The 12,376-nt window shown below is 52.8% G+C and carries 10 protein-coding genes; 2 read left to right on the forward strand and 8 right to left on the reverse strand.

Annotation, left to right across the window (positions count from 1 at the left end):
* Positions 1-83 precede the first annotated feature (83 nt).
* Positions 84-3,752: a dynamin family protein gene (locus tag PRIO_RS21705; RefSeq protein ID WP_144412128.1), complete on the reverse strand. Its 3,669-nt coding sequence runs from the start codon at positions 3,750-3,752 to the stop codon at positions 84-86.
* 374 nt (positions 3,753-4,126) lie between these two features.
* Here PRIO_RS21705 and PRIO_RS21710 point away from each other — a divergent pair, with 374 nt between their 5' ends.
* Positions 4,127-4,552 (forward strand): SRPBCC family protein, encoded by a 426-nt coding sequence (locus PRIO_RS21710; RefSeq protein ID WP_020428419.1) that lies wholly within the window; start codon positions 4,127-4,129, stop codon positions 4,550-4,552.
* Positions 4,553-4,555: 3 nt separating this feature from the next.
* Positions 4,556-4,888 (forward strand): ArsR/SmtB family transcription factor, encoded by a 333-nt coding sequence (locus PRIO_RS21715; RefSeq protein ID WP_020428420.1) that lies wholly within the window; start codon positions 4,556-4,558, stop codon positions 4,886-4,888.
* Between the two features lie 373 nt (positions 4,889-5,261).
* On the opposite strand, the gene PRIO_RS36940 is transcribed toward PRIO_RS21715, so the two are convergent.
* From PRIO_RS36940 to PRIO_RS21745, 7 genes are all read right to left on the reverse strand, one after another.
* Positions 5,262-5,477 carry a hypothetical protein gene (locus PRIO_RS36940; protein ID WP_052741404.1) on the reverse strand — a complete coding sequence of 72 codons (216 nt, stop codon included), beginning with the start codon at positions 5,475-5,477 and terminating at the stop codon, positions 5,262-5,264.
* A 62-nt stretch (positions 5,478-5,539) separates the two neighbouring features.
* Positions 5,540-6,487: an IS110 family RNA-guided transposase gene (locus PRIO_RS21725; RefSeq protein ID WP_046501296.1), complete on the reverse strand. Its 948-nt coding sequence runs from the start codon at positions 6,485-6,487 to the stop codon at positions 5,540-5,542.
* Positions 6,488-6,595: 108 nt separating this feature from the next.
* A complete protein-coding gene (locus tag PRIO_RS36945) occupies positions 6,596-6,793 on the reverse strand; it encodes a hypothetical protein (RefSeq protein ID WP_231869733.1) in 198 nt (65 codons plus the stop codon).
* 686 nt (positions 6,794-7,479) lie between these two features.
* On the reverse strand, positions 7,480-7,746 hold the full coding sequence (locus PRIO_RS21730; RefSeq protein ID WP_020432793.1) for a hypothetical protein: 267 nt from the start codon (positions 7,744-7,746) through the stop codon (positions 7,480-7,482).
* Between the two features lie 44 nt (positions 7,747-7,790).
* The gene (gene nth / locus PRIO_RS21735) at positions 7,791-8,462 is read right to left on the reverse strand and encodes an endonuclease III (protein ID WP_020432794.1); all 672 of its coding nucleotides are present in this window, start codon (positions 8,460-8,462) and stop codon (positions 7,791-7,793) included.
* A 139-nt stretch (positions 8,463-8,601) separates the two neighbouring features.
* The gene (locus PRIO_RS21740; RefSeq protein ID WP_046504665.1) at positions 8,602-11,355 is read right to left on the reverse strand and encodes an S-layer homology domain-containing protein; all 2,754 of its coding nucleotides are present in this window, start codon (positions 11,353-11,355) and stop codon (positions 8,602-8,604) included.
* Between the two features lie 303 nt (positions 11,356-11,658).
* Positions 11,659-12,324, reverse strand: coding sequence for a GerMN domain-containing protein (locus PRIO_RS21745; protein ID WP_046504668.1), 666 nt, complete (start codon positions 12,322-12,324; stop codon positions 11,659-11,661).
* Positions 12,325-12,376: the final 52 nt, after the last annotated feature.

Raw genomic sequence — 12,376 nt, forward strand, 5'->3', positions numbered from 1 at the left:
TCTAATTGTAAATTTTCAGGCTCCTTTATTTTCTTCCATCATCCGTCAGAATGCAAGTGTTCTTCGACATTTTCCTACAACCTTCACAGATCATTGTCCACGATATTGTCGAAAGCTTCTTCCAGGCGCAGCAATTCTCCGCTGAGTCTGTGCCAGTGCTCTGCTGAATCACCCCCTTTCAGGAGCTCTGTGATCGCTGCTTCCCGTTCAGTCAGACTCTCGCGCAGCGCATCCCCTGCACGTGACAATGCGGCGTCCACGCTCCTTGCATAGAAATCGAGAAGGAAGGATTCAAGCTCTTCGGCTGCTCCTGCTACAGATTCCTTCATCCAGGGCTCTGCCGCTGCCCTGACTTCATTCCGCCCCACCCCTTCGAAGAAGTGGCGCGGCGATTTGAACCGGCTCCAGAGCGCCGGCCAGTCCAGCGGGTTCAGCCTGCATTCCAGCCTGGCCGGAGAAGGCCAGGGGTCCTTGTCATTCTGCAGGAACTGCAGGTCCTCTGCGGGGATGGACAGTTCTTCTGCCGCAGCGGCCGCTGCCGCATGCGCAAGCCGCCGTCCAGCCGCCTCCAGCCGCAGCGTGGTTGCCCACAGCTCCTGCTCCAGCTCACGCTGGACCGTCCGTTCCAGCTCTCTTCCGCAGGCTGTAAAGATCTCTTTCAGATTCCCGCCATCCTCACGGAGCAGCGAGGGATGGAAAGACTCCTGGAAGAAACGGCCAAACGCAAAGGAAATCCGCTGGCGGACATGATACAGCAGTTCTTCGCCTTCCCGGCGCAAATCCCGGCCCGGCCGTTCCTCTCCTGCCAGCTGACGCAGCCGCTGCTCAGCTATGCGGCACTGGTCCTCCAGCTCCCGCATTTGCGCTTCACGCTGCCCGGCCGCCTGGCGGGCCTTCTCCTGCCACTCCTCTGTCCGGCGGCGGACTGTGCTTAGGCTGTCTTTAGCTGCGGCCAGAGACAGCCGCGGCAGTTCTCCGCCGGCAAAATCCGCCAGCGCCTGCTCAAAGCTGCTGAACCGGGAAGCCTCGTACAGCTCCCGGCTGCCAGCCGTTTTGCCTTCCAGGGCAAGCAGGCTGGAGAGGGAATACATTTGCGGCTTCATCAGGCCGCCGGCCCGCAGATTCTGCGCAACATGCTGCTGAACCTCCTGCAGCTCATCTTCATCCGAAGCCAGATCGGAGGCATTGATGATAAAAAACATTTTATCGAGCGCGAAGCTGTCTTTGATCCGTCCCAATTGGGCCAGCAGGCCCCGGTCCGCCTTGGAGAAGGCATGATTGTAATAGGTTACAAAACATATCGCATCCGCATTTTTCATGTAACCAAAGGTCACTCCGGTATGACGCGCATGCAGAGAATCCGCCCCGGGGGTATCCACCAGCACAATCCCGCTGGCTGTCAGCGGACAGTCATAGTAAAGGTCAATCCCCTGGATGAAGCAAGCCCGAGTCTCTTCGGCGACCAGGGTCCGGTATTCCTGCAGATCGACGGTACGCACCGTGCCAAGCAGCGCTTCGGCTTCCTGCCAGCCAGCGGCTGCCGCCCGCAGAAAACCGGCATGCGGGAGTGCCGAAGGGTGGAGTCCGCCAACCTGCAGCTCCGCAGCCGCAGCGGTCCAGGTCTCCGGCTGCGGGGCGGCCAGCTGCAGCACGCTGAAGGAATGGAGGATGTCCTCCCAGAAATCCTCTCTGCTCTTCATGGTGACAACCGCGCTGGCGTGACGGAAGTCCCCTTCCGGCGCCAATATGCGGTTGACCGCCGCTGTGGCGGGATGCGGCGACACAGGCAGCACTTCTTCGCCCAGCAGGGCATTGGCGAAGGAGGACTTTCCGGCGCTGAACGCTCCGAACAGCGCCAGGGTGAAGCGGCCGCCGGCGAGGTCTGCCGCCCGCGCCGCCAGGCTGCGCGCAGCCGAGGCCATGGCCGGCTCGCGGCGCAGCAGCTCCGCCGCAGCGTCCAGCACCGCTGCGGCCTCCCCGAGCCGGCGGCGGCCGCCCGCCGGCGAAGCCGTCCCCGCCGCCAGGCCGGCGGCGGGGCTTCCAGCCGCAGCCTGGGGCAGCGGCTGGGGCTTGCGCGGCGCGGCGCGGAGCGCGCCGGCCTGCGGGGTGACCCTCACCTCCGGCAGGGTGCCGGGGGTGAGGGTGCGGCGCGGCGGCAGCTGCGCCGCGAGCTCTGCCGCGCGGGCGTCCGCCGCGCGGTCAAGGGCGGCCAGCGCGGCCAAGGCGCGCGCCTGCCGCTGCAAGGCGGCCTCGCGGCGCGCCAGCTCCGCGCGCTGCCCGTCAAGAAGCGGCGGGAGCTTTGCCAGCAGCTCATCGCCTGCACCCAGCGCGGCGCGGCGGAACTGTGCCTTAATGTCAGCCGCAAGCGTGCGGCAGAAATTAAGCAGCGCCTCCCCGCTGAAGCCGGTTCCCGGCTTGACGGCAGCCGCCAGTCCCTCGGGGCTGACCGCCTGCTTAAGCTGCGTCTCTGTCGCCTCATCCCAGACGCCGAGTCCTTCTCCCCATTGCCGCACGAGCTGAAGCAGATGCCACTCCAGCTGGGCGGCAATTTCCCGGGTCTGCAGCGTATGCCACGCGGCCAGCCGCTTCTGCTGCTCCTTCTCCCGCTTCGCAGCCGTGAAGAGCAGCCCCTTGCGGAAGCCGGGACTGACACTTTCGGCGTAGGCTCCAGCCGCTTCCCGGACCTCTGCCGGCATCAGGCTGCTATTCCCCAGCAGCGCATCCACTCCGGTGCGCAGATTCAGGCGCGCCTCCTCCCCCAGCCCGTCAAGTCTTACCCGTTCCTCCGCGCATTTCTGAAGCTCCTGCTCTACGGAATCCGGCCCATCCCCTCCTGCTTCCTCCAGCAGGCGTTCTCTTTCCTCCCGCTGCTCTTCCCTGTACGCTCCCAGAGCTGCGTCAGCAGTGTGATAGAGAGAGCGGGACAGGCTGTATTGCAGCAGCTCTTCCCGCTGCTTCAGAAGGCTGCCAATCAGGCTCAGCAGATGCTCCCATTGATTCAGAGGATGCTCCTGGACCTTAAGGGAAGTAAAAAGAATGCCTGCCGGGTGAATTCCCCATTGGCCGAAAGCGCTTTCCAGTTGCCGGCGGTACAACTCGATGGTGATCTCCTGTTCACGGTGTTTGTCAATCTGGTTGATGATGAGATACAGCGGTTTGCCCCATTCACTTAGAGCTTTCGCAAAGGCGAGATTATTCTCGGACTGCACATGATTGTAATCCATGACATAAAAAACGACATCAGCCAGATGGAGCGCCGAATGCGTTGCTGCCTGATGTCCGTTATCGGTGGAATCCACGCCCGGGGTGTCCATCAGAACCCCGTGGCTCCCCAGCAGCGGGACATCCTCCCACACGGAAATCGCTGCATATTCCCCGCCCTTGCGGCAAAAATCCTGGAGCTGCTCCGGCGTTGTCTCCCATGGTGACGGTTGGACTCCAGTCTCAGGGGCATGCGGATATAGTAGAACGCGGGGGGACCCGCTGCGGATGGATACGATATTGGCACTGGTTGGTACCGGACCTGACGGCAGGACCTGTTTGCCACACAGCTGATTAATCATACTCGACTTTCCTGCCGAGAAATGGCCGCAAAAAGCAAACGTCAGCTCACCGGCAGCTGCTTTTGTCTCCAAATCTGTGATAATTTGCACTGCAGCAGAGTCTTCCCACTGTTCCAATAGTTTTCTAAGCCCAAGGTAAGACTGCTCTTTCAAGATCTCATTCAGCATTTCAGCCCGACCCGTTCCCACTTTAACTCCCACCTTCGCTGCCTCCAGTATTGTACGGTTATCAAGAATAGAATAATTACATTTTATCACCAGTCTGCCACATTTCAAATCAGAACAATTTACAAAATCCCCTATAATCCTCTACGAATCACGCCGGTCCGGTTGATACACTTTACAAAACTGCGGATTACCTCACTTATTTCTTCAGACATAGGGAGAGAATGAACTAACGTTTAGCAGAGCAATAGTTCTAGCCTATTTATAATTTGGGTCTTTGCGCGGAACGATAAACAAAAAACGTGATGAATATGTAATACCAATTGCAATATAACACCTTACGGTGTTACTATAAACATGAAACCAAAAGGTGTTATAAAAAATCAGGAGGCTTGCTCATGCACACTGAAGAAACATTGCCCGAAATCCGCAAAACTATAGTCCTTAACGCTCCTATTGATAAAGTATGGAAGGCTGTTGCCACTTCCGGGGGCCTTGCCGCCTGGTGGATGGACAATACCTTTGAGCCCGTCTTAGGCCAGGAGTTCATTCTCCGGTCCGGACAATTCGGTGATTCGCCTTGCAAAGTCACCGAACTTGAGCCGCCTTACCGGCTAGGCTTTGATTGGGGGAAAGACTGGCATCTCGCTTTTGAGTTGAAAGAGCTGGAGAACCAACAGACAGAATTCACTCTGATTCATTCCGGCTGGGATGAAGCAAAGGTCACTGAATTTGGACAACCCCATTCGGTTATCCGCGGCATCATGAACGGGGGCTGGGAAAAAATCGTCAATCAAAGCCTTGTTAGCTATATAGAGGCTTAAGCAGTGTCTGCCCCAGCCCTCAAGCATGATGTGTTTCAGGCGATTGCCGATCCTACCCGCCGCACTGTATTACAGCTGCTCGCCCGCAACGATATGCCCATTGTGGCCATCTCGGAGAACTTCGCGCTTTCGCGGACCGCTATTAACAAACATCTGCATATCTTGTCTGATGCAGGTCTTGTCAGCTCACGGCGGGTAGGCAGGGAGACAAGGTACAGGCTTCAACCAGAGCGGCTTATTGAGCTAAAAGACTGGCTTGCATTTTTTGAAACATATTGGGACGACAGATTGTCACTGCTGAAGGAATTTGTGGAGAGCGCCCCTGATCCGCAATAAAAGCGTAAAGCAAGGTTAATTACAGGTGATTCCGTTCCAACAAGTCGACTAAAATGCTTATATTCGAACAAAAACGGCTGTGCGGTCCTCCACGGGACAGCGCAGCCGTCTTGGTTCTAGCGTTACCTGGAGAACGACTCCCCATGAATCCTACGGCAACTTTTTAAGTGGAAAAAGGGACACTAATTTGCCGGAGTAACCTATCTTCGGGCAGATGAAGTGGAAAAAGGGACACTAATTCAGCCCATTTCGCCATTGGACAAGAAATGTGGCCCTATTTATACGAAAATAACTTTGTCGCTTCACAGCTCGAAAGTAAATTTTGCTTTAAAGATCCCCTATATCGGAACTTCATTTTTTTAAAAAGTGGGTATCATGTAATAGGTGTCAGTTCCACTTGGTAGCCTAGCTTTTGAAGTTTTTTAATCAGGTAATTTGCGGTCTGCTCTGGGGTGTTCAGATATTCCGTCCCCAGCTCGGTATAGGGGACTTTATCCCGAAGCATCACATACATGATTCGGATCATCGCATGGGCTAAAGCGACGATGGCTTTCTGTTTTCCTGCCCGTTTCACGATCCGACTGTACATAGCGGAAAGCCGATTATTCTTGGACTTGCTCGCTGCCCAAGCGCACTGGACGAGTACGGCTTTCAGACCTCGGTTCCCGCGTTGGTTCTTTTTACTTTTTTTTTACCGGCGCTCTCATGGTTGGCTGGACACACCCCGACCCAAGAGGCCAGATGAGCTTCACTTGGAAAAGGAGACACGTCGGTACCCAGTTCCGCCACGATGCTCGCCGCGGCATCCGTGCTCACGCCTGGAATGGTATCCAGCAGTTCAATTTCCTTCCTGTATGGTTGCACCAGTTCCTCAATTTCAGCTTCCAACGTCTGCATTTCACTCTCCAGATACTGCAAATGATCCCAATGACGCCGGATCATCTTCCGGTGATGCAGACGTAGTCGGCCGTTCATCGCTTCGACCAGTGAAGGCACCTTCATCTTCAGCCGGGTATGCACCAGCTTGCGGACCTCATGCACCTCCAGCACTTCGCCATTCACAATCGAGTCCAGTAGCGCACGACCGGAAACGCCAAAAAGATCGGAGACATACGTGGTCAGTTTAATGTTGGCATCTTGTAGAATTTTGTGAATCCGGTTCTTTTCTTGCGTCGCGTTTTGCTTAAGCTTGCGCAGATACCGGGTAAGGTCACGCAAATCGCGGATGGGCTCGTCCGGGACAAAGCTTCCCTCAATCAAGCCGCAGCGGTGGAGCTTGGCGATCCACTCGGCATCCTTGACGTCGGTCTTCTTCCCGGGCATATTGCGGATGCGTTGCGGGTTGGCCAGCGTGATCGTACAGGTGCTTTCTAGAATGTTCCACACGGGTTTCCAAAAGACCCCTGTACTTTCCATGGCAATCTCGGTACATCCCTGCTGCTCCAGCCACTCCTGTAATCTCAAAAGCTCGCGGGTCGTGGTTCCAAACGTCTCGATCACGGACTTGGGTTTCTTCTCCAGGGGGCCACTCAGTAGACAAACCACCACCGTCTCCTGATGAATATCCAACCCGGCACAGCGTTCACGAATGGCATCCATATTCCCTACCTCCAAGCTAAAAGTATGCGTGGATCATGCAACCTAAAGAGGTGAAATTTTATACACGTGCTCGTGGCAACACTCGGCGATCCTCGTCGTTGCAGTTGGTCAGATTAGGTTACGGGATGTTTCACCAATATTGAATCGACCTCTGATCCACAGCACGATTTTACCAAATATATACTCTGACTTCACCTGATTTTCATGACCGACGGTGGCCGCCAGGCCATGGGTGATTAGGTATACTTTTTCCACTTCACTCTCAGGATTACTTAATTTTTGGAAAAATGAGTTCCCTTTTTCCAACTAGCACCTGCGAAGAAGGGTAAGCAGGTGCTAGTTGGAATTAGGATATTTAGACCGACTCCCCCTCAGAACTAGGCCTTCGCCGCCCCAACAACGGTATTTCTGCCGTTGCTCATTACAAATTCGTCCAAAGGATTTATTCTACAACTTTAAGCATCATTTTATCCACATGGAAGTAATCATAGCTTGCCCGAAGTCAGTTAGGGGACACATTGCGGGCTGTATGATTATGGTGTAGGTCCTTCTGCGGACACAGTGAGCTCCCTTCACGTTCTATCCGCAGCCGTTACGGATAGGAGAGCCGTTATGGATAGAAGATTTGGCTATTCCGCAGGGACGGACTGAGATGCCTTTATTTCTCCCTTTCCCCTTTATTCCAGGATCAATTGAACGATATAACGGCTCCTTGGTCCGTAACCGCTGAAAAAACAAGATTTTTGGCGAAATAAGGTCCCCTCAGTCCGCTGCAGTCCGCGGATGGAGCCCCATCCTCCTACATCCCATATATCCTCTGAGGCTTCCAAGGTGTCCACACTTTTTTACACTGAATAATTTCCAATATAATTATATAAGGGGTAAGCTTCGCTTCCCCCAAAACAAATAAATTCTTTTCAGAAAAAGCCGGCCCAAGGGCCGGCTTTTTCACATCACATATCGCTATCTCTATTGTCCACCAAGCTGACTAATCAGGCAGTTTCCAGAACAGGCAGCAAAATTTCGAATACTTTGCCATGCTGAAGAATCGTCAGGCCACGGGATTTGTCTCTCATCACTACAACTTCAGGTTTTTGAGACATACGTTCCAGATAGTGCTCAGGCACATCGCCGGAGTGGCTGATTGTGATGCCTTCCACTTCCTGCTCTTCATTTTCCTCCAGCGGACTTTCAACTACACGTTCAAAAATATCGGAAAAAGCTTCAAAATTATCGGTATATACAGAAATGCACTTCATCTCTATCCCATCCTCTTCTTCATCTCTAACTCTTAATTAATTGTTCACGTATGACTCTTAGCTTTCCTGATTACAGCAGTTTTCATACGTTTCTTGCCTTCCCGGCAGACATCCAGCAGCGGGCATACCTGACATTTGGGATTCTGGGCTTTGCAGTGATAACGTCCGAAAAAGATCAGCCGGTGGTGCGTGAGTGTCCACTCGTCACGCGGCACCGCCTTCATCAGCTTCTTTTCCACTTCCAGCACAGAATCCTTCCAGCCCGCAAGGGCCAGCCTTTTGGCTACACGCTCGACATGGGTATCCACTGCAATAGCCGGAACTCCAAAAGCGTTGGAAACTACCACATTGGCGGTCTTTCGCCCGACACCCGGCAGGGTTACCAGCAAGTCGTGGGCCTGCGGCACCTCGCCGCCATACTGCTCTATCAAGATGGAGCACAGACTTTGAATATGCTTCGCCTTATTGCGGTATAATCCGATACGCCGGATGTCACTCTCCAGTTCCTCGATGGGTACAGATATGTAATCGAGCGGAGTTTTGTACTTTTGAAACAGGTCCTCGGTGACTTTGTTCACTGTTGCGTCCGTACACTGGGCTGAGAGCAGCACAGCGATTGTCAATTCAAAAGCGTTGCTGTGGTTCAGCTCACAATGCGCATCAGGAAATAGATCACCGATGGTATCCAGGATGTGGCGGACCTCTGCAGCTTTCATAGTGTCCCCTCCACGGATTGTTACCCCGCCAGCAGCAGCGGGTGCAACTTCTCGATTGTAAATATTTCAAAAAAAACGTCTTGAAGCAGGACAAACGCCTGAATCAAGACGGTGTTTCACGCGGAAAATCACCAAGCTCTTATTGTTTCGCAATCTCAACAAGAATATTATTATTAAAATACATTATAATATTATCATTATCTTTGAGAGATTGCACGGGTAAAGTCGTGTCGCCTTGATGAATATATACATTCGGACCCGGAACAAAGCGGTAATTACTATCGGAAGCACTTGCGCGTTTTACCAGAATCTCATTTGTTCCACTCTCGTAACGCCAGAATACACGGTTCTGCTGGCTGAGTACACGGATAATTGTCGACCCGTCCGAATCCTTGCGTACTTCCACACGGTCAGCTGTGGTTAGTGAACCCAGTGATGTGGTTGTAGACCCGTCACGGATAATTTTGACCCCGCCAGCCGCTGAGAACGTCTGTGCACCGCCTTTGTAATCCTTCAAGGTAAACGTTCCGGCAGCCGCATCCACTGCGGTCAGCTGGCCTGAGTTAAGTTTTACCGCCTGAAGAGAGAGCGGCGAACTTCCATTAAAGGTGATATTTACAAAATCCCCCACCTTCAAATCCCCGATCTTGATGCTTTTTCCGCTTTCATCTGTCATAGGCAGTGTGTAAGTATTCAGTACGGTGGTTCCCCCCGTCCATTTCACTCCCAGCTTATTTGCTGTTGCATCCAGAGTAGCAATCTCCAATTGCATGGATGAGTTTACACGGAGAACCGATACCCCGCTCTGATTATCCGCAAGAACCGCAGTGACTGCACTGTCAAGTGCTACATCTGTAATGACCGAAGAAGTACGGCCGAAGATTTCCACGGACTGCGGATAAGGCAATGTAACCTGCTGTGCATTGGCAAGCTTCAGTGTGATCGTTCTGTTCGCCACATTCACAGCGGTCAAAGTGCCGTCATATTTGGTGCTTGTTTCCACAGATAATGCGCGCTGGCCTGCAGCTACTACATCCACTTTGCGGCCTTCCGCAAGTCTGTAACCCATATTAGCCAGAGAAGTGGTCGTAGCTCCATCATAAGCAAGTTTCGTATTCGCATCGATCTTTACCAATTGTGCTTTGCCGCTGCTGTCTGTAACAGTCAGAAGCTGGGTTTTTGCACTGTAATCGACCACAGTTGCACCGGTGAACTGGCTGATCTGCCGGCTCAAAACTTCAATTTTGGTCACCTGGTCACTGCTGTTCAAGGTGAGCTGTACATTGTCTCCGGCCGTTGCATCAGCGACCAGATCTCCGATACCCGGTGAGGCAACGCCGGGAATGATGACGGCTGGCGATGTGCCAAGCAGATTCACTTCACGTGTACCATCAGCCTTTTTGTAGACAATCGTTGAGTTTGTCAGTTCAGTAATCGCTCCCTGGACAGTACGTTCCACACCGGATGTTACTTCCACTGTCCGGATCAGATTATCTTTGACTGTATACTTGACGGCAGCCCCCGCCTTCAGATCAGCCGGCAGCAGCACTGCATTTTGTGAACTGAACAGGGTCGTGCCATCCTCCCATTTGAAGGTTTCAGTTGCACCCTCTGCTGTTTTGAACGTAATACTCTTTGCTGCATTATCTACACTTTGAATGGTTCCATTTGCCGTTTTATTGACAATTCCCGAGGTCACCTGTACTTTCACGATCTTGCCCGTACCGCTGAACGTTTCCCGAAGCAGCGCAATCTTGCTGGCAGCTGTAATCGAGGAGGCGGAAATGGCAGCACCGTTCACATCCACAAAGGCGGTGCTTCCATCATAGCTGTACTGGTCGTATCCGGTTGGAGAATCCAGCCAGATCGTTCCTGGAGTAACTTTGGCAAATACACCTTCAATAGTTTGTACCTGCTGGACCGGATCTGTCACTTCTACATAAGCGGCATTATAGGTAGCTCCAATGACAGTCACTTTGGTATATGGCTTAAGATCGCTAAAATTAATTCTGGTATCAACCGTACTGGTAAAATAGGCGGTGCTGTAGGTTACATTGAATACAGATGTGCTGCCATTGTTGAACAGCGTCAATTTTCCGTCCTGCATTGCGCTGATGGTCCCTTTGACAGTGTTGTCATAATCCAGCGTGTTGTGTGCTTCTGCCCGGCTGAAGAAGGTGGCCAATTGCGCCCGGGTTACAGCACCCTGCGGATCAAAGCGGTTGCCGTCCAGCCCGTTGGCCAGCCCCAGACCTACTGCGGCATTAATATACCCCCGTTTGTTGGCGGCAACCTTCGCATCATCTGCGAACCCGGTAGGTTTGCCCGATACAGCAGCGGCTTCCGTAGTTTTGCCGAGTGCCCGGATCAGGAGCTCTGCTACCCATTCACGGCTGGCTTTACGTTCTCCCCAGGAGGTTTTGAGGTTATCAGGCGCCATTTCTGCCGCTTTGTCCAGCAACCCCTGCTGGAAAGCAAGCACCACATAAGGCTTATAATAGTTGGTTACTTTGAAATCCGTTGGAAAAACTACATCGGAATCGCTTTGGACATTGCCCTGCAGCTTCATGAAACGCAGCGCCATCAGCACTGCTTCCTGCTGGGTAACGGAATCCCCGGGACGGAATAGACCGTTATTACCTACAACAATCCCTTGAGAAGCGAGCTTATAGATATGTTTTTCGGCCCAGAAGCCATTTTTTACATCGGTAAAAATTCCTGCTGCGGCTGTTGGAGCAGAACCATTATTTGCTCCAGAGGTTGCTGCCGGTGCAGCAGGTGCAGCAAAAGCCGCACCTGCTCCGCCGAGCACCATCGTGCCGGCCAGAATTGCGGCTGCCGCTTTGCTGGAGTAAGTATGAATTGAACGTTTTGACCTTTTTTGCCCGGACAATAGGTTATTCCCCTCTCTATGGATCAATTTAAAAGACTGCTATATATAGTGAACTTAAGATCTTTACATAAGGGACTTCGTCGGGACTACGGGGAATGTTTGGACTTCCGGCCGCTGTTGTCTGCAGATTTCTTGATTGTATACCGCTGTTCGCGGTGGAAATCCGCAGACAAAGGCGGACGCATTCGCTCCTCCAGTTCCAAACTTCCCCTCCACCCTTTTCCCTTTTGTTAGTTTTCAAATTCGCTTTATATAGTAATTTAAGTACTTTCGCCAGTCAGCAAGCCTATTCCTGCATTTTCCTTACAAACCGCTGTTCTCTCTGGTAAGCGGATGTTCCAGGTCCACATGGCCCATGAGACTTTCCACCTGCTCACCGTCCACTAGAACCTCAACGCTCTTCACTTCTTCGAATTGAAAGAGGGTTTGGGCCAGCGCGCTGATGGCAAAAGCTTCGCCGCCTGCCCCAAGCTGTGCCTCATCCGGCTTATGGATATCCATAATAATCTGCCCGTCAGTGAATTTAAGCGATTTAAGCTCAATTTTTCCCCATAAAGGCACTTGATCAGGATTGCTGCTGCTCTGCAGTGATTTATATGCCTCACTGTATTTCTCCACAGCATCTGCATAGCTTATATCTGTCTTGGCAGAAACCAGCTCCATTTGCTGAGGATCCGTATAGTACACAGAAATGCTTTGGCTCTTTTTGGCTGGTGCTGTCGGCTGCTCTGTAGCTGCAGGGGAGGCAGTAGGTTCTGCTGTCGGTTGAGCGGATGCAGATGGGGATACCGTTGCAGTAGCGGTAGCCGTAGCTTCCTCTCCTCCTTCATTGCTGCCTGCGCCATTGACAACCGTTGTGGAATCTTGCCCTTGTTCATTGGCTGGAGCTGCTGTAGGTTTATCTCCGCAGCCGGATATCACAAGCAGAAGCAAAGCTGCAATACCTGCATATGTCAATTTCTTGTTCATCAACAATTACCCCCTCTGGATGAATATGGGCAGACAGGGCCGCAAAGCCTTT

Source organism: Paenibacillus riograndensis SBR5 (assembly GCF_000981585.1).
Classification (GTDB): domain Bacteria; phylum Bacillota; class Bacilli; order Paenibacillales; family Paenibacillaceae; genus Paenibacillus_AQ; species Paenibacillus_AQ riograndensis.

Excerpts from the sequence above, each read along its gene's own strand:
- PRIO_RS21730 (WP_020432793.1), bottom strand. The coding sequence starts at position 7,746 with ATGAAGTGCATTTCTGTATATACCGATAATTTTGAAGCTTTTTCCGAT.
- PRIO_RS21745 (WP_046504668.1), bottom strand. The coding sequence starts at position 12,324 with ATGAACAAGAAATTGACATATGCAGGTATTGCAGCTTTGCTTCTGCTT.
- PRIO_RS21725 (WP_046501296.1), bottom strand. The coding sequence starts at position 6,487 with ATGGATGCCATTCGTGAACGCTGTGCCGGGTTGGATATTCATCAGGAG.
- PRIO_RS21710 (WP_020428419.1), top strand. The coding sequence starts at position 4,127 with ATGCACACTGAAGAAACATTGCCCGAAATCCGCAAAACTATAGTCCTT.
- PRIO_RS36940 (WP_052741404.1), bottom strand. The coding sequence starts at position 5,477 with ATGTACAGTCGGATCGTGAAACGGGCAGGAAAACAGAAAGCCATCGTC.
- nth (WP_020432794.1), bottom strand. The coding sequence starts at position 8,462 with ATGAAAGCTGCAGAGGTCCGCCACATCCTGGATACCATCGGTGATCTA.